The organism is Paenibacillus sp. GM2FR (assembly GCF_002803325.1).
GTDB lineage: Bacteria > Bacillota > Bacilli > Paenibacillales > Paenibacillaceae > Paenibacillus_AQ > Paenibacillus_AQ lautus.
Window position 1 is genome coordinate 4,180,916 of record NZ_MKZM01000008.1, and the last position, 23,506, is coordinate 4,204,421.

Below are 23,506 nucleotides of genomic sequence, written 5' to 3' on the forward strand. Positions count from 1 at the left end.
GTATATGGGGACCCGCTCGGGGATATACGGAACTCCTGCTTGGAAAAACAAGCAAGTCCGAAAGAATATCTAATAAATGGCGCGCATACTAAAAATGTCGATCGATTTAAGTTCCATGAAAACCATACTTTCTAATATCCCAATATAAAAAAAGCGGACCGAGTTGCTCGGCCCGCTTTGCGGATTTTTCATGAAGTATAAAATTAGTTCTGCATGACAAAGTCGCGCTCAACGGTGCTGTTATCTTCGAACACGCGCAGAATATCATACCGGGTATTGCGTTGAGCCGGAATGTTACCGGTCTCGCGGATCAATTGAATAATCGATTCAATATTGACCTTATACACAGCTCCTGCGGAAGAAACCACGTTCTCCTCCATCATCGTGCTGCCAAAGTCATTACAGCCGTAGCTGAGTGACAGTTTGCCGATCTCAGGCCCCATCGTTACCCAGGACGACTGCAAATTCGGAACGTTATCGATCGCCAATCGACCGATGGCTACCGTCTTCAAGTACGCCTCCGGCGTTTCGCGTTCACGCTTAAGGTTTGTATTGTCCGGCTGGAACGTAAATGGAATGAAGGCCAGGAAGCCTTTGGAATCATAACCGTTCTGAATGCATTCATCCTGAGCATCACGTACGCGAAGCATATGGAGCGCACGCTCTTCCATCGTTTCGCCCAGACCGATCACCATGGTTGCCGTCGTGTTCATGCCGACTTTATGAGCCGTTTGCATGACATCCATCCACTGGCGCCATGTGCCTTTCAAACGGCTGACTTTTTTACGGATGCGATCATCCAAGATCTCTGCGCCGCCGCCAGGCAGCGAATCCAGACCCGCGCTGTGAAGCTCGCGCATTACCTCTTCGAGTGTAAGCCCGGAGATCTCCACCATCTTCATAATTTCCGCTGGGGAGAAGGAATGCATCGTAATGTTAGGAAACCGCTTCTTGATGTTACGAAGCAGGTCCGTATAATAATTGAAAGGCAAATCCGGATTGACTCCGCCCTGCATCAGAATTTCAGTACCGTTCACATCCTCGGTTTCCTGAATCTTCTGGAAAATCGTCTCATCGGGCAGAACATAGCCCTCGGAAGAGCCCGGTCTGCGATAAAAAGCACAGAAACGGCAGAATACATCACATATGTTCGTGTAATTGATATTCCGGCCGATAACAAATGTTGTGATAGGATCCGGATGCAGGCGCTTTGTCATCACATCCGCCGCATGGCCAATTTTCTCAATCTCGTCACTTTCAAAAAGCGTCACGGTATCTTCCAGGTTTAGACGCTCACCGCGTAAAGCTTTATCCAATATACGGTTTACCGCACTCATTCTTGCAGCCTCCCTACTTAGAGCAAAATAACAAATCACCAGTAAAACTTTTTCTATCTCATCCTACCACAATCCGGCATTAAAAACGACATCCCGTCCGTGACAGGATGCCGAATTCTATGATTTGGCATATCTTTAAATGAAGTCCTTGCTTCCATGCAAATCTTTAGTAACTGGCAGCAAAAGCCCGATCCAGGTCAGCAATCAGATCGTCCACATCCTCGAGTCCAACCGAGAAACGGAGCAAACCATCCGTAATGCCGCGTTCATGCCGAACCTTCTCGCCCATCGCTGCATGCGACATCATCGCCGGATACGACAGGATGCTCTCCACAGCTCCCAGGCTGACCGCTACCAGCGGCAGCTTCACATGGTTCAGCACCTGCTTGGCGCGCTCGCCTGAGCCGACGTCAAAGGAGATGACCGCACCATAACCGCTCGATTGCTTCTCGTGGACTTCACGTCCCGGATGATTCAAGAGGCCAGGGTAGTACACTCGCTCAATATCGCTTCTCCCTTGCAGCCAGGCCGCCAGCTTGGCTGCACTTTGCTCGGAGTGGGCCATTCGTGTGCTGAGTGTCTTCATGCCGCGCATAAGGAGCCAGGAATCCTGAACCCCAAGCACCGTGCCCAAACCATTTTGCAGTTGCTTCAATTGGTCTCCAAGCTCCTGGGTTCTGGCTACCGCGAGACCTGCCAGCACATCGCTGTGCCCGCCAAGGAATTTGGTCGCGCTGTGGATGACGATATCCACGCCGAATTCAATCGGACGCTGGTAAAACGGCGTCATGAACGTATTATCCAGCAGGGTAAGCAGGCCTTGCTCCTTCGCCCAATCCGTCACGGCACCAATGTCGGTAATTTTCAGGGTCGGGTTCGAAGGAGTCTCCATATAGACAGCTTTCGTATTCGGTTTGAGGGCCGCCTTCACCTGATCCAGATCGGTCATGTCTACAAAGGTGCTCTCGATGCCCATACGGCTCAGAATGCTGGTCAGCAGGCGGTAGGTCCCGCCGTACACGTCCTCCGTCACGATCATATGATCGCCCGCGGAGAGCAGCATGAACGAGCTGGAGATCGCGGCCATACCGGAAGCATAAGCGAAACCGCGTACGCCTCCTTCCAAGAGGGCGATATAATCTTCCAGCGCCTGCCTCGTCGGATTGCCGGAACGGCTGTAATCATGTTGGGGCGGGTTAAAGATATCTTCATGATGAAACGTAGAGGCTTGATAGATCGGAACGCTTGAGGCGCCGGTTGCCCGGTCGATTTCCCCGCCGAAATGCAATAATTTCGTCTCGAAACGGAGTTCTTCCTCGCGCTCCCGTTTTGTTGATAACTGCTTGGATTGCGTTTCCAAGCCTGATGGGCCTTTATCGATGCTCATTCTCCCGTGCTCCCTTCCACTTCAGCCATAGCTGCGCCCAGCGCAGCATCCAAATCCGCGATCAGGTCATCCGCATGCTCGATGCCGACCGAGAACCGGAGCAAGCGGTCATCCACACCGATCGCATCCCGAATCTCAAGCGGGATGTCCGCATGGGTCTGGACGGCTGGGTATGTCATCAGGGACTCGACGCCCCCGAGGCTTTCGGCGAACGCAATCAGCTTAATATGCCGCAGCACGGGCTCCACATAGCGGGCGTCCTTCACCTTGAAGGAGAAGATGCCGGTGTTGCCGCTGGATTGACGGTTCTGTATGTCATGTCCCGGATGATCCGGCAGGGCAGGATAATATACCTCGCCGATCGCTGGGTGAGTTGTCAAAAATGTCGCCACTGCGGTGGCATTCGTTTCGTGCCGATCCATGCGCAGCGCAAGCGTCTTCATGCCTCTCATCAGCTGATAGGAATCGGTCGGGCTTAACACCGCGCCGATGGAGTTATGAAGGAAAGCCATCTCCTCCGATAATTCCTTGCCCTTCGTTACGATGATACCCGCCAGCACATCGTTATGTCCTCCCAAATACTTGGTGGCGCTATGTATGACGATATCCGCCCCAAGCTCGATGGGTCTTTGGAAATATGGAGTCAAAAGCGTATTATCGACGATGCTGATCAGTTGATGGCGCCTTGCCCACGTACAGACGGCTTCGATATCCGTAATCATCATAAGTGGATTGGTCGGCGTTTCGACAAAGACAGCCTTCGTGTTGGGCTGTCTTGACCCTTCCAGGGCATCCAGGTCATTCGTATCCACGTACGTAGCCGTTACGCCGAACTTGGACATAATCCGCTCCAGCAGCCTATACGTCCCACCATACAGATCCAGCGATACAATCAGATGATCCCCTTGGCCGAACAAAGCAAAAATCGTCTGAAGGGCAGCCATGCCCGAGCTGCAAGCAAAGCCGGCATCACCGGATTCCAGCTCGGCGCAGGCATCCTCCAATACCGACCGGGTCGGATTTTTCGTACGGGCATAATCAAACCCCGTGCTCTGGCCTAATTTGGGATGGCGGTACGCCGTAGCCTGATAAATCGGAAAATTCACGGCTCCGGTTACCGGTTCTTGCACCGACCCGATCTGTGCCAGCCGGCTCTCTATATTCAAAGGTTTCTTCTCCATCACAAACTCTCCTCCCGTATACTGCTATATTTGCGGACCAATATCGTACGGCGTTTCCTGATATACATAGTAATTGAGCCAATTAGTAAATAATAAGTTTGCATGCGCGCGCCAGATGGACGGAGGCGTCCTTGTTGGATCATCATTCGGGTAATAGTTGCGCGGCAGCGCGATATCCATTCCTTTGGCAACGTCCCGGTCATACTCCCATTTCAGAGAGTCCGCATCATATTCGGAATGCCCTGTGGCAAAAATCTGCTTTCCATCGCGGCTGGATACCAAATAAATGCCTGCTTCCTCGGACTCGGACAGGATGACCAAATCGTCAACACCTGTAATGTCTTCGCGCCGAACTTCCGTATGACGGGAATGCGGAACAAAGAACATTTCGTCAAAGCCGCGAAGCAGCTTGGTACATGCTTCATTGATCGTATGTGGAAATACGCCAAAGCATTTTTCCTCGAGGCTGTATTTCGGCACGCCGTAATGATAATAAAGCCCGGCCTGCGATGCCCAGCAGATATGGAGCGTGGAGGTCACATGCGTCTTGGTCCATTCAAAGATTTCAGTAAGCTCATCCCAGTAATTCACTTCTTCAAACTCCAACTGCTCGACGGGAGCTCCTGTAATAATCATGCCGTCAAAACGCCGGTTCTTCACTTCTTCAAAGGTTTTGTAAAATGATTTCAGATGCTCAGCCGACGTATTCTTCGAAACGTGGGAACTCGGATGAAGAAGAACAACATCCACCTGGAGCGGGGAGTTACCGATCAATCGCAGCAGCTGGGTCTCCGTCGTTTCCTTGGTTGGCATCAAGTTCAGAATAGCAATTCGCAATGGGCGGATATCCTGATGAAATGCATGACTCTCATCCATGACAAAAATGTTTTCTCCAGCCAGAACTTCCTTTGCCGGCAAGGCATCCGGAATTTTAATTGGCATTGTGGCTCACTCCTTCGAAATATGAAATGATACATCCATAAAAAGCTGTGAGAAAGAGCGTTAGACTGTATAAACGCAAGAAAACCTTTCTCGAAGTAGAGAAAGGTCATCATATACGTATCACAATGCGCCTCTCTCATCTGTCAGACTATACAACGGCTTCGAAGAAGCGTCGTATCTCCTGCAAGAATTAGCACCGTGCGATGTTGCCGCCGGTTGCCGGGTTTCATAGGGCTAGTCCCTCCACCTGCTCTTGATAAGATTTCGCTTTATTCAGTTGTCTTAAATGGTTCGTAATTGATACTTACTTTAAATCATTCCCAATTTTTCGTCAAGAACCTTTTCATAAGTCCGTCACACTTCACCGAAGGTTTCCATACCCTGTACAAATGGCCCTTGATTGCACCGGATTTTCAACTTGAAAGGTCCTACACCCGGCGTTATACTAGACAAGTGCTGTTTAAAACCGAGTATGAAAGAGGTGACATGGAAGATGGACGGTGACCCGAGCCAGAAACTGGATGCACAAGACGCACAACCGCATAGGATTAAGATCAGCTTACCGGCAGAGGGCGGCGTTATTTTTCATGCGCTTTTATCGTATTCTAACCTTCCTTGAATCATGCCTGTATACCGGTGGGCTGATATCCTGTGCCTTTACTGCTGAACCAAGCAGTTTGTATTTGACAAAGGAGTGATATCAGATGAAAATCCGGTTGGTCGATTCGGGCGTATTTACCCCTATTGATGACATCGAAATGACGCTGACGCCTCCGGCCAGCGGCTTCTACTGGCTGGATGCGGACGTGGATGATTTAGCCGAACTGCAGCCCCTCTTCTCCCTGCATGATCTTGCGGTTGAGGATTGCCTCAGCGAAGAGGAGCAGCGTCCCAAAATTGAAATATACGAGAACCACTATTTTATCGTCGTGAACAGCATCCGGTTTGACGACGAAGAGATTTTCCTTCGGGCATTGAATGTTTTCCTGGGCAGACATTTTATTATTACGGTAACCAAGCAAAAGATCCACGAGCTTCGCACCGTTAAGCCGCTTCTCTGGGAGGACGAAGTCAGCACGCCTGACCGCTTCCTTTACCTCTTGATCGACCTTGTCACGGACAACTATTTCTCCGTCGGGGACCGCATCGAGGCGCGGATTGAAAAGCTGGAGGAAGACATCCTGATGCATACCAAAAAAACACACTTAAGCGAGATTATCGGTCTGCGAAGCGAGATTCTTTGGTTGAAAAAGGTGCTTGGTCCGCAGAAGGAAGTTATCAATACACTTAACAAAAAAGATCTCCGGCTGATCGATGACCAGCTGCAGAAATATTTCAGCGATATCTATGAAAATGCCGTGAAAATTTCCGAAACCTTCGAGACCTACCGGGATCTTATGGGGAACCTTCGAGAGGCTTACCAATCCAGTATCGCCAATCGGGCCAATGAAATCATGCGTGTGTTTACCGCCATTACAACGATCTTTATTCCACTGACGCTGATTACGGGCATCTACGGCATGAACTTTGACAATATGCCTGAGCTTCACTGGAAATATTCATATTATGTAGTTATAGGCATCATGATTTCTGCCGGTGCCCTCATGTTTTATCTGTTCCGCAAAAAGGACTGGATATGAAATATCACATCTCCACAGACAGAATCAGGACGGATCTCCTTGCACAAGGAAATCCGTCCTGATTTCGTTCGTGCGGATTAGCCTGCGTTCGCTTTGCCAGGCTCTTCCCGCCGGAAGCGAATCCGTATCAGGCGCAGCCGCTCATACAGCTTCTCCGTTCCGCCAATCTCTTCTACCTCTCCATTCCGGGCTTGTCCTTCTCCATATACCCGTTGTAATACCGGTTTAAGAAACGTATCGCCCAGCTCTTCAAAAGCCTTCCATACCGTCGCCTGCTCTGAAGCCGTCATCGTATTCAATTCTACCTCCAGCAGCTGCTCCGTGTCATAACCTTCCTTCTCGAGCCCCTCCAATTCCTCAACCAAATCCCGGCGAGATAACGCGGTGCGCTCTTCCAGCTGGGTCAGCGAAGCTCCCTCTGCTATGCCAAGCAGCATCGTACGACGGATTCGGAAGCGGTCCAGCTCTTGCTTGTAGCGCTGCTCCTTCTGTTTATACAGCCAGGACAAGAACACTTCTTCCTGCAGCTGCTTATAAACCCAATCCAATGGAAAGGTTGTGGTTCGCTCGATTTTCGTCGTGATCTCCAGCCACTCCGCCCCATGCTCCGAGGCCTTGCTGACCCCGATTCCCGGAAGCTGCAGCAGCTCTTCCTCATTCTGGGGGATGAAGGCGCTAATCATGCGCAGCACCCGATTGCTGGCAATGAAGTAAGGGGCTTTTCTTCCGGAGGCCGCCTTTCTCCTGCGCCAGGCACACAGCTCCGTGTACAGCTCCTCCGAGCCATACAGCTCACTGTAGCACTGCAGCTTCTGCACACGAAGATTCTTGCCTCCCGTCTCTCCGGGTTCATGGAATACCCCCTCAACAAGCGGCCGGAAGCCCTCTCCAAGCTTCTTCGCTAATTGATGTCGGTACACGCATAATAACTCATTCCATGAATTCCCTTCATACCACTCCTCGTCGGATACTTCACCGTCCGGTTCCATATTCCGCCAACCGAGCTGCCATCCCCCCTCTTCCTCACCGATCCATACTTGAGCAGAACGGAGATGACCTGACTCATCCGCTCCGCTCATCTGATTCATGAACACAATTTGCATCCCTCAAATACCTCCCGTTTAAGCATTCAGCACAACGATGATACAACGCAAAAAAGCACCTCTCCTCCGCCGCAGCGACAAAGAAAGGTGCTTCCCGTTCCATACGTTATACTGTTGAAACCATAATACCATAATCTGTAATAAAATCAAACCAATTTTGGCTCACTCTATATAAGAAATTAAGAAATAAGGTTAAGCCTGAACGCTCTTCGCCTCATCTACTGCCAGCTTGGCCAACGCCAATGCGCCGCAGAGCCCCGCATTATCGCCGAGCATCGGCGGAACGATGAATTGATCAATCCCGTCATGAAGGCTTGGATGCTGAACATATCCGGCCAGCAGCTCCTGAAGCTTCGTGCGGATCAGCGGGAACAGCTGCTCCTGCTTCATAACGCCTCCGCCCATCACAATACGCTGAGGGGACAGAATGAGGACATAATTCATCAGCGCTTGAGCCAGATAATAAGCTTCCATCTCCCAAGCCGGATGATCCGGCGTCAATTCCACGCCGGGAACTCCCCAACGTTTGCCAAGGGACGGACCGGCTGCAAGCCCCTCCAGACAGTCGGCGTGATAGGGACAGGTCCCTTCATACCGGTCTTCCGGATGGCGGCGCACATAAATATGCCCCATCTCCGGATGAGACAAGCCGTGGATCAATTCACCAGCTACCACGGCGCCTGCTCCTACTCCCGTTCCGATGGTGATATACAGACAGCTATCCAGTCCCTGGGCAGCGCCCCATGTATATTCTCCAAGAGCTGCTCCGTTTACATCGGTATCAAATCCAATCGGAACATGAAAACGCTCTTCCAATGCTTTGACAATATTGTAATTGCTCCAATGCGGCTTCGGTGTCGTTGTAATGCAGCCATAAGTCGGGCTGCCCTTCACCGGATCAATCGGTCCGAAAGAACCGACTCCGATCGACTCTATATCCTTATCAGCAAAAAAGTTAAAGACGTTTGCCATGGTTTCTTCCGGGGTTGTTGTCGGGAAGCTCACTCGCTCCACAACCGTTCCATCCTCCATACCCACGCCGCAAACGAACTTGGTTCCTCCTGCTTCAATTGCTCCAAGTAAACTCATGCTTCTTCCATCCTCTCCACGATGTGCTGTGCCTTGTTCTCTATTTGGTTGCTAACAAGCTCTATTCGAAGCATATGTAAACATTGTGCTCCCGTCAAGTCTACCTGCCGCTTTCTCTGCTTCTGCCCGTTCCTGACGCGGCGAGTAACAGCCATGAGAACAAAATAATGACCGCCGTCCACGCCCATGCCAGCCCGCTTTCGCCATTGCTAACCGCAACGTAAATCGCCGTGGGCAGCGTTTGCGTGACGCCCGGTATATTGCCTGCAACCATCCAGGTTGCCCCAAACTCGCCCAAGCCTCTGGCAAAAGCCAGAATGAACGCCGATACGCCTGCCCTGCGGACCAGCGGCAGCGTAATCCAGCGAAGCACCTGCCATTCACCGGCCCCGGCCGATCGCGCCGAATCCTCAAGCTCCGGGTCCACGGACTCAAAGCCCACCCGCATGCTCTGATACACAAGCGGAAACGAGACCACTATAGCCGCTATGACTGCGGCTCCCCAACTGAAAATGATGGGCCTGGCAAACAGCCATTCGGCAGCTGAACCTATCCAGCTGTTTCTGCCCAGCATGACAAGCAGAAGAAAGCCGACCACCGTGGGCGGAAGCACAAGCGGAAGCATCAGCAGCGTTTCGACGGCCGTTTTGCCGACAAACGCGCGCCGGGACATCCAGCGTGCCGCCGCTGATCCCAGTATAAAGGCAATGATGCTGGACAGCAGTGATGTTTTTATCGACAGCCATACCGGCATCCAGAACATTTCGGTCGTGGTCACGGCGACGCCTCCGCTACCTCAAATCCAGCCTCCGTGAAGATATCCCTGATCTCGGGCTTCCGCATAAATTCAAGGAGCGCCTCAGCCTCCTGCGGATGCTTGGCATTGCCCGGAACCGCTGCAGGATATTCAATCGGTTGGTGCTTGTCCGGGTCGACCTCAAGCGCAAGTTTTGCCTTGGTCGAACTCTTCAGATCGGTTTTATACACAAAACCGGCATCCGCATTCCCCGACTCCACATAAGCGAGAACTTGCGTCACGTCCTTGGCATACACCGCCTTGGATTCGACATCATCCCAAAGGCCTTCATTCTGAAGAGCATCCTTCGCATACTCCCCGGCCGGTACCGTATCCGGCTGCCCGATAGCCAGAACGCGTACTTCAGGTTTGAGCAGATCCGATAACTGCTTCACGTTCTGTTTGCCAACAGGCTCAATCAGCACCAACGCATTCCGAAACATCAACTGAACCGCATCGGATTGTACGATCCCCTTCTCGACCAGTCGATCCATCGGCTCCGTTGCCGCGGATACAAACAAATCTACAGGCGCCCCTTGCTCGAGCTGTTGTCCAAGAGAGCCCGAACCGCCGAAATTATAACGCAGCGTAACATTCGGAAACTCTGCTTCAAATCGTCGTCCGGTCTCTTCCAGGCTGGATTTTAGGCTTGCTGCTGCCGAAACAATCACTTCCACCTTCTTCTCAGCCCCTGAGGGCTGCTTAGTGGTATCGGTTGAAGGAGTCTGGTTGGAGGCACATGCGGATATTAGAAGCAGCATGGCCCCAAGCAGCAACCCGGTCAAGATTGATGTTCTTCCGAAATTAAACGGTCTCCACATGACTAGGAAACCACCGCCACCCCAAAAAGATGGCCGAGGCTCTTCATCTCGAGCTCCTCCAGTTTGGTTAATGCCCGTTCGTGATCCACGCTCAGGCGGCATAGATCCAATTCGCACTCCATGGGAACCTCGCAATGGATTTCGGCCAAAGCCCGGGACAGATGCAGCATTTCCAGATCCGCCTCGATCTTGGTGCGGACCCCTTTGGTCAGCGAATCAAGATTCGCAAGAATGCCTTCCACGGATTCATACTCCTGAATCAGCTTGACCGCCGTTTTCTCGCCAATCCCGCGTACGCCCGGATAATTATCGCTCGTATCTCCCATCAGGCCTTTCACATCGATCACCTGTCTTGGGGAAAGTCCTTTTTCGGCATACAACGTTTCCGGGGTATAATGCATATAATTGCCGTGTCCCTTTTTCATAATAATGACGGAAGTCGAATCGTTCACGAGCTGAAGCAGATCGTGGTCCCCCGACAGGATCATGACATTCATGCTATCCCCATACCGTCTGGCCAGCGTACCGATGCAATCATCAGCCTCATAGCCCACGACGCCCAGATTCGGAATTCCCAGGCATTCCGTCACATCACGCACCAACGAAAACTGCGGAACCAAATCATCCGGCGCTTCCGGACGATTCCCTTTATACGAGGCAAATTGCTCTGTACGAAATGTTTTTGAGCCCATATCCCAGCAGCACGCCACATGGGTAGGCTGAAATTTATCGATAGCATCCCACATATACCGCAGGAAGCCGTAAATCGCGTTGGTCGGCACACCCGCTTTGGTTCGACGGATATAGCCGCTTGACGCGGTCGCATAGTAAGCACGAAATAATAAAGCCATCCCGTCTACAAGCATTAAGGATGGTTGTTGATTGGGTATCACAGTCATGATCGCTCCTAACTTTAACTTCTCTGATATAACCTTAAATATACCTTGTCATTATACCATATCCCTATATAGACTTGGGCTAGTCACAAGGCATTTCTTTGAATTTCCTATCATTGGCTGTTCATAAGAAAAACGTCTATCGACGTACTTTCTCAGTAGACAGACCGCATGTAGCGGAAGTTTTTCTTGCGAGATAAGGATGCTAAGCCTCGGATGTTTATACGTTCTTATCTCTTAAAACAAAAGAGCATCCCGGCGGTCCAAGGACCTTGGGATGCTCTACCTTTACCAGCAGGAGAATGCGTCAATGCCGGATCGTTGCCCTTCAACAATCGGGTTCCATCAGCTCTTTTAACCGGCCTTTATTGGGCCTGTCCTTGTCTCCGGCTAAAAAATGGCCATTCTACTTCTGCCATGAATCCTGATATTGTTCCGCCTTGAAGCCGACGGTCACTTTACTGCCGTCCGTCACGATCGGACGCTTAATCAATCTTCCGTTGGACGACAACAGTTCGATTTTCTCCTCGTCGGAGAGTCCAGGCAGCTTGTCTTTCAGGTTCATTTCCTTGTAGACCTCGCCGCTCGTATTGAAAAATTTCTTCAGCTCCAGGCCGCTCTTGGCGATAAGGTCGGCTAATTCATCCTTCTTTGGCGGTTGCTCAAAAATATTTTGAAGTTCCAGCTCATGCCCTTCGTTCTGCAGCCATTTCACCGCGTTACGGCATGTCCCGCATTTCGGGTATTGATATACTTTCAGTTTGCTCATTCGATACGTTCTCCTTCTCATGTTGTTTTGAAAATTAGGTCGCCTCTTCCGCAAGCAGGTTTCTCAGAAAGTTCATATCCTCAGGGAGCGGAGCGGTGAATACCATCGGGGTCCCCTCAATCGGGTGCATCAGCGTCAGGCTTGCCGCATGCAGCGCCTGCCTGCCCATGCACCGGTCCAGCCTCATGATGGATGCGGCTTCCGGCTCTGCCGGTCCCTCGTTCTCATAGGAAGCAGCTTCCGTCCCATCTGATGGCGACTCCCGATCGCTGTAAACCGGGTGCCTATACATCTGATCTCCAATCAATGGACAGCCGATGCTAAGCATATGCACCCGAATTTGATGGGTCCGGCCCGTTTCCAGCTTCAACTCAACCAAGGATGCGGAAGGATAGGTTTCGCATACCTGATACCGTGTCAATGAAGGATATCCATCCGGAGTTACGATGCGACGGTGGGGCTCTAACGGATCCCGATCAATCGGACCGTCAATATCGCCTGACGGCACAGCAGGCTTGCCATGAACAAATGCTACATACCTCTTGTCAACCGTGCCGGCTATCATTTGTTCGGAAACATGCTGGTGAATATACGGATTCTTCGCCACCACCAGCACGCCGGAGGTTTCCTGATCCAGCCTGTGAACCGCTCTGAACCGGTAATTCCAGCCCTTCTCCTGCCAATAGTGAACAACGCCGTTCGCCAGTGTGTCCGTATAATGACCGTGCGTCGGATGCACGATGATCCCTGCCGGCTTGTTCAGAACAAGCAGATGCTCATCCTCGTACAGAATATGAAGTTTCATCGGCTGGGGCAGCATATCGTCTGACCGTTCCTGCTCCATCCGAATTTCGATCAGATCTCCCGCATGCACTTTAACGCTAATGTATACACGGGTCCCGTTCAGCATGATGCCCTGCTCGGTCAACTTGAGGCGCGAGAGCAGCTTACGGGATACCCCCATTCGTTTTTGTAAAATGGTCTTAAGCTGCATGCCGTCTTCTTGCGGTGACACGACATAGCTGATTGGCGGATAATACAAATTCATGAATTACCGAAACACCTTTCCACTTCGCTCATATTCGACATCCGGAATCCCGGCGTGCACATTGGCTGCCCGCGCAGTCACAAAGAAATAGTCGGACAATCGGTTCAGATAGCGGCGAACCTCCGGATTGATTTCCGTGGTTCGCTGCAGCGAAACGGTCAACCGCTCGGCTCGGCGGCATACGGTCCGACATACATGAAGCATGGAGGACAACGCGCTTCCGCCTGGCAGGATAAAACGCTCAAGCGGAGGGTTTTTCTCCTCGAATGCATCCAGCCATGCCTCCAGATTATCCACAAGATCGGCGCTTACCTTGAGTTTATCCTCACGAGGTCTCGCATAGGCCAGATCCGAGCCGCAATCGAACAGTTCATGCTGGATTCGAACGAGCTGAAGATGCAGCTCCTCAAAGTCGGCTTCCTTGGCCAAAAATACGGCTTGACCGACAAAGCTGTTTAATTCATCGATCGTGCCATACGCCTCGATGCGCGGATCATCCTTGGGCACACGACCGCCAATAATTGAAGTTTCCCCCGCATCTCCCGTTCTCGTATATACCTTCATCACATCTTCCTCCATTTCAAAGTCCGATCCATATTGAACGAACACACCATATTTCTTAAGATTATAGAATTTATAGTTTCAGCGAAGCTGAGCAATTCTATAATCGCAAGAAAAACTTCCTTTAACCGCGGTCTGTCTTCTGAGAAAGTACGTCGATAGACGTTTTTCTTATTATGCTCAACTATAGCATAATTTCCAATAACGGTCCCTCTACGGCAGAATAAGCCCCATGCTGATCATGATTCCGGGACGAGTTTTTGCACCAGGGGATTGTTTTAAACGCAAACAAGGCTGATCCGTGAGGCATCTAGCCTCAGAGCAGCCTTGTATTATTCAATCATGTCGTATTTTATAGTTTCTTTTTGGGATGGGCCTTCATATATTCGTTGATCTTCAAATCCAGCAAACTGCTGATCTCGATAACAATCTCCGATGTGAAGGACTGCTCTTCCAAAAAAATTTGTTCCATCTTCCGGCGAAGCATATGAATTTCGTCTTCCAAGGTAATTTCCTGAGGAGTGGATTTGGCTGATTTAATTGACCATTTACCGTGATTATTGTCTTCAGCCGTATAGTCACCACGGTAGTTTGACAATTCATAATCACAAAACACTGGTGATCCCTCCTTGGAAAGTAAAATTCTGCCCCCAAAATAAAATTATAACATATATTTTGCCAATGGAAAGTGATTTTTTTGTTAATTCAAGGAAAAAGTTCAACGATTTCCTTGCCTACTTTATTTTTTCCACAAAATTGCCCATTCTCTCCAAGGCCTCATTCAGTTGGGCAATGGATGTAGCATAAGAGCAGCGGATGAATCCTTCCCCGCCAAGCCCGAATGCGGTGCCTGGTACTGCAGCCACTTTTGCCTCGGTCAGCAAGCGCTGGGCAAATTCATCCGAGCCGAGTCCTGTTCCCTTGATGCTCGGGAATGCGTAGAACGCTCCCTGCGGTTCGTGGCAATCCAAACCGATCTCCCGCAGCCCTTGAACCACGAGCCTGCGCCGCTGGTTATAGGATTCAACCATTCGATCCTTTTCCCCCATACCGTTGCGCAATGCTTCGAGCGCGGCGACTTGCCCCATTGCGGGTGCACACATAACCGTATATTGGTGTATTTTCAGCATGGCGCCGATCAGATCGGCATGAGCACACACATACCCCATACGCCAACCGGTCATAGCAAACGCCTTCGAGAAGCCGCTCACCAGTATGGTGCGGTCCATCATGCCTGGCATCGAGGCAAAGCTGACATGTTTGCCTTCATATGTGAGCTCCGCATAGATTTCATCGGAGATCACAATCAAATCGTGTTTTTCCACCACTTCTGCAATGGGCAGCCAATCCTCATAAGTCATGATGGCTCCCGTCGGATTGCTTGGGTAGCACAGGATTAGAATCTTCGATTTGGGCGTGATTTGCGCTTCAAGCGCCTCGGCCGTCAGTTTGAAATGATGCTCTGCCGTCGTTTCAATACCAACGGGTACCCCGCCACCGATTGAAGCAATCGGCGAGTAAGAAATGTAACACGGCTCGGGAATCAGAATTTCATCACCGGGTACAATCAAGGCACGCAGCGCCAGATCAATCGCTTCACTGCCGCCTACGGTTACAATCATTTCATTGGCAGGATTATAGGTCACGTGGAAACTGTCGTTCAAATATTCCGCGATCGCCTCCCGCAGTTCCGGCATACCGGCATTGGACGTATATCCTGTAAACCCGCGCTCCAATGAATACACGCAGGCTTCTCGTACATGCCACGGCGTTACGAAATCAGGCTCACCGACACCAAGTGTGATAATATCCTTATTTCCACTGACGAGATCAAAAAATTTCCGGATTCCGGAGGGTTGAATGTCCCTGACCCTAGGCGCCAAATAGGAGCTCATCGATTTCCTGTTATTTTCTGCAAGCTGCTGTTCGTTCACAATCATAGCACACGCTTCCTTTACGGCGAGATCAGGAGACGATTGTCTTCTTGACGTTCTTCAAAAATAATCCCGTCTTGTTTATATTTTTTTAAAATAAAATTGGTTTTGGTCGATAATACAGAATCGATAGGTGACAGTTTCTCAGAAACAAAGTTGGCCACCTCACGCAAGTTTCTGCCTTCCACTTCAACCAGCAAGTCGTAGGCGCCAGACATAAGATAGACCGACTTCACCTGCGGGAATAAATAAATCCGCTCGGCAATTCCTTCAAAGCCTCTTCCGCGCTCAGGTGTAATTTGAACCTCGATCAGCGCCGTAACCTTCTCGTCTTCCATCTTGCCCCAGTTGACAACGGTCGCATACTTAACAATAACGTGATCTCGTTCAAGCTCCGCAATGGAGGTCTTTATTTCTTCCTCATCTACACCGAGTAGAGTAGAGAGTAGAGCCGGCGATCTTCTCGCGTCTTCTTTCAGCAGGTCAAGCACCTTCAGTTTCAATTCGCTAAGCTCTTCCATATACGTATCCTCCAGCACTTATTCCGGAAATCATGCATGATATTTCGGAACAGAGATTAATACTTATATTACAATAACTTACACGGGATGTGCAAAAAAAAATACCGATGCATCACTGCAGCAACGGGCTGCAGTGATGCATCGGCTTATTGTTTGAGTTAACCATGGGATTATTGGGTTACATTATTAGATGTAGGGGCTACATTATTGGTATGCGGCGCTACATTCGGATGATGCGCGTACGTGCCCATACCGGAAGTTTTTTGATTAATGGTTTCCCGTGTTTTTTGCTGGGACTGCTGCGCCTGCTTATACTGCTTGTCCACATCGTATTTCAATGCATGCCGAGGCGCGGTATACATGTTCTGCTGCTTCATCATATTAAAAAATTCACCTTGCAGCTTCAGTGTATCCGCAGTCAGATCCGTAAACATTTGACGGACATCAGGACAAGAAGCTTCCGTTGTAGCTGTCGTATACTCTCGCACGACCCGTTTCAGTTCTCCCAGAATAGGGCTAAGCATATCCTCTTCGGGCAGGTATGAAGATCCATTAGACGTTATCATAAGTCGTTCCTCCTTAACAATTATGCATCCTGGTCTATATCTCCTCTTATTGAGGCTGCGTCGGCGCGATATTGCTGTGGATCTGCAGTGAGTTAATCAATGTATCGAGATGCTGCTCATGGCGACTTACGAATCCCAGCAGCGCCTGCTGGATTGCAGGATTTTGACTGGCTGCGGCTGTCGCGGCACAATGCTTGGCCAGCATGCTCTCGTTGGAAATGCAGTCCGCAATATAGTCCAGTTCTTTTGAGGTTAGAGGCTGTAATTGCTGATTAGGTATCATCTTTGTGTTTGTTCCCCTTTCCAATTAGGTTGCACAGGGCTAGTATGCCACCTATATAAAAATCTATGTCGTGAGATGTCATTAAATACGAAAGGAACGTCCAAACTAATAACGATGTGACAATGAGGGGGTGAGGGACCATGTTACTGACCGGCGGAACAACGCCCTGGAAATATTTAAACACCGAACCTGTAAAAAGATACCCCGGTCTATCAGAACAGCTCAGCTGTGATGTGCTAATTGTCGGCGGCGGTATTAGCGGTGCGCTGATGGCCTATGTGCTGACCAAGCAAGGCGTGGACACCGTCCTGCTGGACAAAAAACGCGTATGCGAAGGCAGCACATCCGCCAATTCGGGGCTGTTACAATTCTCCAACGACTGCCCCCTATCTGATCTGATCCAACAATTTAACGAACAACAGGGCTCCTCCTTCTACATGATGTGCAGAAACGCCGTACGTCGGCTCACCGAAATTGCAAATCATCTGTCCAGGGATTCCGGCTTGACCCCGCGAAGCAGCCTCTACTATGCCAGTAACCCCCAAGATGTCGGCATGCTTCGCCATGAGTATGACCTGCTCAAACGAAAGGGCTTCGATGTGGAGTACTGGAGCCGGGAGCATGTGAAGGCTAACTTTCCGTTCTCAAAAGAAGCCGCCATCTATACTCGCGGCGATGCCGAAGTCGATCCCTACCGTTTTGGGCATAATCTTCTTCAAGATGCCTGGGAGCATGGGCTGCGAATTTACGAAAATAGCGAAGTGAAGGAAACTCGGTATAGCGACAGCGATGTCACCGTCTTAACCGACCAAGGAAGCGTCCTCGCCAGGAACGTGATCTGGGCCACCGGGTATAGCACCCAAGAATGGAAGCCTGATTATCAAGCGGAGCTGCTCAACACCTATGCCATCCTGACGGAGCCTGTATCCGATCTGTCTTCATGGTACGAGCGAGCATTCATATGGGAAACAAATCGCCCTTATCTCTATTTCCGGACAACGCCGGATCAGCGAATCATAGCCGGAGGGCTGGATGAACCGCTTCCTCCTTCAGGCAAACCAGAGGAATACGCTGAACCGAGAGGCCGGAGATTGCTAAATGAAATCCAGAAACTGTTCCCCCATATGACGGATTTGAAAATCGCTTGCAGTTGGGCCGGCGTGTTTGCCACAACCCAAGACGGCATCCCGTTGATCGGCAGACACCCGCAGTATCCGCACAGCTACTTTATCGAGGTGTATGGCGGAAACGGGACCGTTTACAGCATGATCGCTGCGGATCTGCTGGCCGAGACGATTGCAGGACGTGAGCCCGAAGAGCTGAAATGGTTCTCCTTGATACGGCCAATCGACCTGAAAATGACATAAAATAATTGAAGGTATCTCCTTATTGGCCATGGGGCCTTGGAGATACCTTCTTAAGTTGTAGGGTTGCGCCGTAACGCTGTCTCTTGTTTATCAACTCACCGTTCGTTAACTGGCACGACGCTTTTGACGCGAGCGGATGCGATTAGGCTTCAGGTGTTCAGGTGACTTGTCCTTTGGAAGGAAACAGCTTTCGTATAAACAGCCATGATCCGATAGGGGATGCCCCCAGAAACAGCAGCAGCAGCGTCACCGTTAACGTGTCCTGTCTAAATGACAGGACAAGAATAAACACAAGCAGACCCGTAATTCGGCCTACGGTTAGACTGAGTTCCCGGAGCACAACCAGTTCCACCCGCTTCTCCACATTTTCCTCATTCACTCCCATAAGATCAAAGCTGGCCGATATAGCCGGCATCATGTACAGGGGAATAAACAGCGACGTCCCGATTCCCAGCACCAACAGCGTAGTATAGTTGACGGCAAACAGCAGCGGCAAAATGACCAGCAGCATCAATATCGAACCTACCAGCATGCCGGTTTTACGAAATTTGGGCTTGAACCACTTACCGCAGGCCCAGTAGCTGACCAGCGAAACCGCCGAAGTAATCAATGCGTATTGCCCCAGCTTCGATTCCTGGTCCGTCGCCACAAAAACAAGGAGCGTAATGAGAAAGGAAAACACACCTTCCCTGATTCCCTGAACGGCCAATCCGAATACGGCGTATTTCCAAACGCCGCCCTCCTTGAGCCGGCTCACCCCCTCCAGCCAATGGTAGTCGCTCTGGACCGGCCGTTTTCGCAGAAAAAAGCTCAGCACCACCGTCGCTGCGAAGATGACCATCGATACGGTAAAAATAAACCGGTAGCCCCGATCCCCATGCATCATCGTGATGATCCAACCCGCCAGCCACGGACCGATAATCCCCGTAATGGAGCCCAGGAGTCCGATCCAGCCATTAAACCAGTCCCGATTCTCCGCGCTCGAAACCTCGAAATAAACCACATTAAAGGCTAACCAGAATAATCCTAATGACACGCCGAACAGCAGGCCAAGCGGCCAAATATAATGGACGGCGTCCCGCCCTGTCCACAGAACGCATAGATAAAACAGGCCGGACACCGCAATTCCCAGGCGAAGCGCATTCATTTTGTTATGCTCCTTCACCCATTTGCCGGCGGCCCAGAACGTCAAGCCCAATGCGACCTGCTGAGCAATCGTGAACCAACCGAGCATCGTATAATCCTGGCGGCTTTTCCATAAGTATACGTTGAGGAATGTACCCGACAATGCACTCGATAGTATAAACAACCCATGAACCGATAACAGAAGCATAGCCTGGGGGTCCTTTGTCAACTTCATATACAGTTCCTCCCTTGCCCTCACACTTGAAGTCCAAGGTATTTTACCCTTCTAATCCCCACTTCATGAACAAAAAAAAGGAAACCGCCGCAAGCAGTTTCCTTAAGATAGCCGTGGATCGGCATATTGCGCCTTTCCGTAAACTCTATTCCTTTTTATGGATAAAACTCTTGATCATCCGAAGCCGATCATTCTCTGCCAGATTGTACTGTACATGGAAGCATCCGGGACACACGTATACGTTTAAGTCATATGGCGGCTGCAGTATAGGGCCTTGAATCAAGGCTGCGTTAACCGGCTGGAAGCCTTCCCCGCTCACGTGCTGCGTTCCGGCATGAAGCATATACTCCCTGCAATGCAAGCACTCGGGAACTTCCTCTTGCTGGTCCAGGATCCCCTCTACGGTCTCCTCAAATGCAAATAGGTCGTGATCCTCCCCGTACTTATCCACGGTTCGAAGAGAGGACAGCGATTCATGGTCGGATCCCCAAATACGATGAAGATCACCCGCCTCCTCATCGGAAGCCTCGTAAGCCTCTTCATATTCCTCCGGATCTTCCTGTGTTTCCTCTTCTTCCAATGCGATATTCAATGTGCGGTAGCCTTTAAGCTCGTTCGCACAGTGAGGACAAGTATCTTCGGGACCTATCTCTTCATCCCATACAATCTCACTTTGGCACCATGGGCAAACCGTCGGTTCCATCGATCATTCATCCCTTTCCTTATTCAAACGGCCATAAATGGCCCTGTTAACTTTATTTTTATTGAGACATCAAGTATACAATACCCGCCACAAAAAAAATCAAGGCAGCCGCAAACAATATCCGCGGTAAATATTTCATCGTCCTTTTCCTCCCGAAGCCATTAAATGATGCTTGCTCCAATAATGTAAGATAAAGATACGGTGATAAGAAGTACGATCAAGCCCACTGCGCGATTATCCTTGCCAATCTCTTCATCTACCGAAAACACAGGCGTCAAGAACTCAAGCAACCAATACGCCAATAAAAGCAGTATAAACCCGAAGAACGACCATTTAATCATGCCGTAAATGGACGTATTAGCCGTTATGCTATACCGCATCACATTACAGATGCCAAAGACCTTGCCGCCGGTCGCCATGGCCGCGGCAACATTTCCTTTGCGTATTTCATCCCAGCAATTGTACTTGGTAACCAATTCAAAGCAATACAAGTAAACAATAAGTGCAAGTATCGCAACCGAGAAATAGCCGACGAGCACCCCAAGTGGATGGGTCAGCAAATGATCAATCGCTTCCGTCATTACCTTATTTCCTCCCTGATATAAACGGGATGCGGCACCTTTCGCATCCCGTCGTTCTGAACCCTATGATGATATGTTATACGATTGAAGGAGAAAACGGTTCCTGATTTCTTACTTTCCTTATTTCAACTCGGCAATGGTAACGCCATTACCGCCTTCGCCGTAATTACCTAACCGATGACTCTTCACATGTTTGTGCTTACGCAAATAATCCTGAATTCCGGTTCGTAAGATCCCGGTGCCTTTGCCATGAATGATGTAAATCTGACCCAGGTTCCCCAGAAATGCCTCATCAATAAACCGATCCACCTCGATCAGCGCCTCTTCCAGATTCGCGCCCCTTAAATCCAGCTCATTCCGGATGTTGGTATCGCGAGTCCGCTTCAAGACGGTCGCATGCTGTTTCGGCGCTTGTTTAGCGTTTGCTGCCGGATTCGACAGCAGCTCCAAATCATCCAGCGCCACCTTCATCTTCATAATGCCGAGCTGAACAACCGCTTCCTTCGAGCCGGACATCTCCACGACATGCCCCTTCTGATTCAGGCTGTATACCCGCACCTCATCCCCAGGCTCAATGCTGCGCTGCTGCTTCGCTGAACGCTGGCCGCCCGTTTTCTTGCCCTGCTGCGGTTCGGCTTCATCCAAACGCTTTCGGGCTGCAATCAGCTTATGCTCCTTAACGGAGGCCCCTTCTTCTTGGGCAATCTTGCGCAGATCCGAAATGATCTCTTCGGCCTCGCTCCGGGCCTTGTCCACGATCTGTCTCGCTTCCGCACGAGCTTTATCAACCAGCTTGTCCTTCTGCTCTTCCAGCTTCTGAAGCTCGTGTTGGTGGCGAAGACGCAAGTCCTCCATTTCCTTCCGAACCTGCTCTGCCTTCTCCCGCTCTACTTCCGCGGTGTGACGGTTCTCTTCGAGCGATGCAATCATATGCTCCACCCGTTGATCTTCTTCCTTCACTTCGCCCCGGGCAAATTCCAGAATGGATCCCGGCAATCCCAGACGTTCTGCAATGGCAAACGCATTACTGCGTCCAGGTACGCCTACCAGCAGCCGATAGGTCGGGCTTAGGGTATTGATATCGAACTCCATGCTGGCGTTGATCACGCCTTTTCGTTCGTATGCATAGGCCTTCAATTCCGAATAGTGCGTCGTCGCGATCATGCGGCAGCCCATGCGGTGGATATGCTCCAGAATGGAAATCGCCAGAGCGGAACCCTCCGCAGGGTCCGTCCCCGCTCCCACCTCATCAAGCAGCACCAGACTCTTCGGTGTCATCTGGCTTAAGATGCGGATGATGTTCGTCATATGGCTGGAGAAGGTACTGAGGCTCTGCTCAATGCTTTGCTCATCGCCAATGTCCGCGTAGATCGCGTCAAACACGCACATCTGGCTGCCTTCTTCAGCTGGAATAAAGAGTCCGGACATCGCCATCAGGTTTAATAACCCGATCGTTTTGAGTGTAACCGTCTTACCGCCAGTATTCGGACCCGTGACGATGATGGAAGTATAGGAATTGCCCAATTCCACATCAAGCGGCACAACCTGATCCGCCGGAATCAGCGGATGTCGGCCTTTACGCAGCTTAATATAACCTCTGTCATTCATTCTTGGCAGTGAAGCCTTCATGACATGGGCCAAACGAGCCTTGGCAAAAATAAAGTCGAGCTGGCCGATCAGATCCAAGTCAATGGACAGCAGCTCAGCCTGTTCGCCGACCTGAGCGGTCAGCTTCTGCAGAATCACTTCGATCTCCCGTTCTTCCCTCATTCGCGTCTCACGCAGCTTGTTGTTCATGGCTACGATGGATTCCGGCTCAATAAACAGCGTCGCGCCTGACCCGGACTGGTCGTGCACGATGCCGCCAAAATGCGAGCGATATTCCGCTTTAACGGGAATGACAAAACGGTCGCCGCGTATCGTAATTAACTGGTCCTGCAGCATCTTCGCCACGGATTGCGATCGAATCATGGACTCCAGTTTCTCGCGAATGCGAACTTCTCCGCCCCGCAGCTCCCGCCGGATCTGGGCAAGCTCCGCGCTTGCGGAGTCCAGCACCTCAGCAGCATCATCAATACACAGCCGAATGGCATCTTCCAGGGGCTTCTGCTCCGAAATAAGATCACTCAGATTATAGAGGGTCTCAATCTTCTCGTCCTCATGAATCGCCGCTATAAACCGCTTGATTCGGCGAGATCCATGAATCGTATTCGACGTAGCCAGCAATTCATGGGGATTGAGCGTCCCCCCGATTCTGGCCCGTTTCAGAGCGTCGTTGATATCGGTAATCCCGCGGAAAGACGGATTGCCCTTAAGTCTGTCTACGGTGTAGGCTTGATCGGTAGCCGCAAGCAGATCCTTTACAGCCTCCAGGTCGGTTTCAGGCATTAACTGTTCAGCTCTCGCACTTCCCATGGAGGTTTGAGTGTATTGTGTTAATGTATTTAAAATTTTTCGGTATTCTAAAGTTTGCAAAATCTTGTCATTCAAGAAGTTCACAACTCCTCTCAATCAATGCATATATTATATCGAAAGTGATACGAATTCGCCAAGGAATCCAAAATCCTTCCACACATAACCGACGGCCCTATTGAACAAAATAAATTCTGCGTAACATTCCA

23 protein-coding genes and 1 riboswitch are annotated in these 23,506 nt (G+C 50.5%); of the genes, 2 read left to right on the forward strand and 21 right to left on the reverse strand.

Annotation, left to right across the window (positions count from 1 at the left end):
* Positions 1 to 203 precede the first annotated feature (203 nt).
* From mqnC to metA, 4 genes are all read right to left on the reverse strand, one after another.
* Positions 204 to 1,337 (reverse strand): cyclic dehypoxanthinyl futalosine synthase, encoded by a 1,134-nt coding sequence (gene mqnC / locus PAEVO_RS18930; protein ID WP_015737124.1) that lies wholly within the window; start codon positions 1,335 to 1,337, stop codon positions 204 to 206.
* Between the two features lie 166 nt (positions 1,338 to 1,503).
* The gene (locus tag PAEVO_RS18935; RefSeq protein WP_100538943.1) at positions 1,504 to 2,724 is read right to left on the reverse strand and encodes an aminotransferase class I/II-fold pyridoxal phosphate-dependent enzyme; all 1,221 of its coding nucleotides are present in this window, start codon (positions 2,722 to 2,724) and stop codon (positions 1,504 to 1,506) included.
* The gene (locus PAEVO_RS18940) at positions 2,721 to 3,905 is read right to left on the reverse strand and encodes a PLP-dependent transferase (RefSeq protein ID WP_100538944.1); all 1,185 of its coding nucleotides are present in this window, start codon (positions 3,903 to 3,905) and stop codon (positions 2,721 to 2,723) included. Before PAEVO_RS18940 ends, PAEVO_RS18935 begins: the two co-directional genes overlap by 4 nt.
* Before the next feature lie 24 nt (positions 3,906 to 3,929).
* Positions 3,930 to 4,847 carry a homoserine O-acetyltransferase MetA gene (metA, locus tag PAEVO_RS18945; RefSeq protein WP_015737127.1) on the reverse strand — a complete coding sequence of 306 codons (918 nt, stop codon included), beginning with the start codon at positions 4,845 to 4,847 and terminating at the stop codon, positions 3,930 to 3,932.
* A gap of 133 nt (positions 4,848 to 4,980) precedes the next feature.
* Positions 4,981 to 5,110, reverse strand: a riboswitch (SAM riboswitch).
* 441 nt (positions 5,111 to 5,551) lie between these two features.
* Here metA and corA point away from each other — a divergent pair.
* Positions 5,552 to 6,487: a magnesium/cobalt transporter CorA gene (corA, locus tag PAEVO_RS18950; protein WP_100538945.1), complete on the forward strand. Its 936-nt coding sequence runs from the start codon at positions 5,552 to 5,554 to the stop codon at positions 6,485 to 6,487.
* Between the two features lie 77 nt (positions 6,488 to 6,564).
* Here corA and PAEVO_RS18955 read toward each other — a convergent pair whose 3' ends face one another.
* From PAEVO_RS18955 to PAEVO_RS19015, 13 genes are all read right to left on the reverse strand, one after another.
* The gene (locus PAEVO_RS18955; RefSeq protein ID WP_100538946.1) at positions 6,565 to 7,590 is read right to left on the reverse strand and encodes an HRDC domain-containing protein; all 1,026 of its coding nucleotides are present in this window, start codon (positions 7,588 to 7,590) and stop codon (positions 6,565 to 6,567) included.
* 192 nt (positions 7,591 to 7,782) lie between these two features.
* Positions 7,783 to 8,679, reverse strand: a complete 897-nt coding sequence (locus tag PAEVO_RS18960) for an ROK family protein (protein ID WP_100538947.1) — start codon at positions 8,677 to 8,679, stop codon at positions 7,783 to 7,785.
* 100 nt (positions 8,680 to 8,779) lie between these two features.
* Positions 8,780 to 9,457 (reverse strand): molybdate ABC transporter permease subunit, encoded by a 678-nt coding sequence (gene modB / locus PAEVO_RS18965; protein WP_243390820.1) that lies wholly within the window; start codon positions 9,455 to 9,457, stop codon positions 8,780 to 8,782.
* Positions 9,454 to 10,260 (reverse strand): molybdate ABC transporter substrate-binding protein, encoded by an 807-nt coding sequence (modA, locus tag PAEVO_RS18970; protein WP_243390821.1) that lies wholly within the window; start codon positions 10,258 to 10,260, stop codon positions 9,454 to 9,456. Before modA ends, modB begins: the two co-directional genes overlap by 4 nt.
* 38 nt (positions 10,261 to 10,298) lie before the next feature.
* Positions 10,299 to 11,195, reverse strand: coding sequence for a 5'-3' exonuclease (locus PAEVO_RS18975; protein ID WP_181469742.1), 897 nt, complete (start codon positions 11,193 to 11,195; stop codon positions 10,299 to 10,301).
* 403 nt (positions 11,196 to 11,598) lie between these two features.
* Positions 11,599 to 11,961 (reverse strand): arsenate reductase family protein, encoded by a 363-nt coding sequence (locus PAEVO_RS18980; RefSeq protein WP_100538950.1) that lies wholly within the window; start codon positions 11,959 to 11,961, stop codon positions 11,599 to 11,601.
* Positions 11,962 to 11,995: 34 nt separating this feature from the next.
* Positions 11,996 to 13,009, reverse strand: a complete 1,014-nt coding sequence (locus tag PAEVO_RS18985) for an RluA family pseudouridine synthase (RefSeq protein ID WP_100538951.1) — start codon at positions 13,007 to 13,009, stop codon at positions 11,996 to 11,998.
* A gap of 3 nt (positions 13,010 to 13,012) precedes the next feature.
* Entirely contained in the window at positions 13,013 to 13,573 is a 561-nt protein-coding gene (locus PAEVO_RS18990; protein ID WP_100538952.1) for a cob(I)yrinic acid a,c-diamide adenosyltransferase, read from the reverse strand.
* A 349-nt stretch (positions 13,574 to 13,922) separates the two neighbouring features.
* Positions 13,923 to 14,186, reverse strand: a complete 264-nt coding sequence (locus PAEVO_RS18995; protein WP_009590300.1) for an aspartyl-phosphate phosphatase Spo0E family protein — start codon at positions 14,184 to 14,186, stop codon at positions 13,923 to 13,925.
* Between the two features lie 118 nt (positions 14,187 to 14,304).
* A complete protein-coding gene (locus tag PAEVO_RS19000; RefSeq protein WP_100538953.1) occupies positions 14,305 to 15,510 on the reverse strand; it encodes an aminotransferase class I/II-fold pyridoxal phosphate-dependent enzyme in 1,206 nt (401 codons plus the stop codon).
* 14 nt (positions 15,511 to 15,524) lie between these two features.
* Positions 15,525 to 16,025, reverse strand: a complete 501-nt coding sequence (locus tag PAEVO_RS19005) for an Lrp/AsnC family transcriptional regulator (protein ID WP_076324518.1) — start codon at positions 16,023 to 16,025, stop codon at positions 15,525 to 15,527.
* A 170-nt stretch (positions 16,026 to 16,195) separates the two neighbouring features.
* Complete coding sequence (locus tag PAEVO_RS19010; protein WP_100538954.1) at positions 16,196 to 16,591, reverse strand: spore coat protein; 396 nt, start codon at positions 16,589 to 16,591, stop codon at positions 16,196 to 16,198.
* Between the two features lie 46 nt (positions 16,592 to 16,637).
* Positions 16,638 to 16,874: a hypothetical protein gene (locus PAEVO_RS19015; protein WP_100538955.1), complete on the reverse strand. Its 237-nt coding sequence runs from the start codon at positions 16,872 to 16,874 to the stop codon at positions 16,638 to 16,640.
* A gap of 140 nt (positions 16,875 to 17,014) precedes the next feature.
* Between PAEVO_RS19015 and PAEVO_RS19020 the strand changes: the two genes are divergently transcribed.
* Positions 17,015 to 18,241, forward strand: coding sequence for an NAD(P)/FAD-dependent oxidoreductase (locus tag PAEVO_RS19020; RefSeq protein ID WP_100538956.1), 1,227 nt, complete (start codon positions 17,015 to 17,017; stop codon positions 18,239 to 18,241).
* Between the two features lie 157 nt (positions 18,242 to 18,398).
* On the opposite strand, the gene PAEVO_RS19025 is transcribed toward PAEVO_RS19020, so the two are convergent.
* The 4 genes from PAEVO_RS19025 to PAEVO_RS19040 form a co-directional block, all read right to left on the reverse strand.
* Positions 18,399 to 19,625 (reverse strand): MFS transporter, encoded by a 1,227-nt coding sequence (locus tag PAEVO_RS19025; protein ID WP_347708119.1) that lies wholly within the window; start codon positions 19,623 to 19,625, stop codon positions 18,399 to 18,401.
* A 121-nt stretch (positions 19,626 to 19,746) separates the two neighbouring features.
* A complete protein-coding gene (locus tag PAEVO_RS19030; protein WP_100538958.1) occupies positions 19,747 to 20,304 on the reverse strand; it encodes a hypothetical protein in 558 nt (185 codons plus the stop codon).
* Between the two features lie 161 nt (positions 20,305 to 20,465).
* The gene (locus PAEVO_RS19035) at positions 20,466 to 20,885 is read right to left on the reverse strand and encodes a DUF350 domain-containing protein (RefSeq protein ID WP_100538959.1); all 420 of its coding nucleotides are present in this window, start codon (positions 20,883 to 20,885) and stop codon (positions 20,466 to 20,468) included.
* A gap of 120 nt (positions 20,886 to 21,005) precedes the next feature.
* Complete coding sequence (locus PAEVO_RS19040; RefSeq protein ID WP_100538960.1) at positions 21,006 to 23,375, reverse strand: endonuclease MutS2; 2,370 nt, start codon at positions 23,373 to 23,375, stop codon at positions 21,006 to 21,008.
* Positions 23,376 to 23,506: the final 131 nt, after the last annotated feature.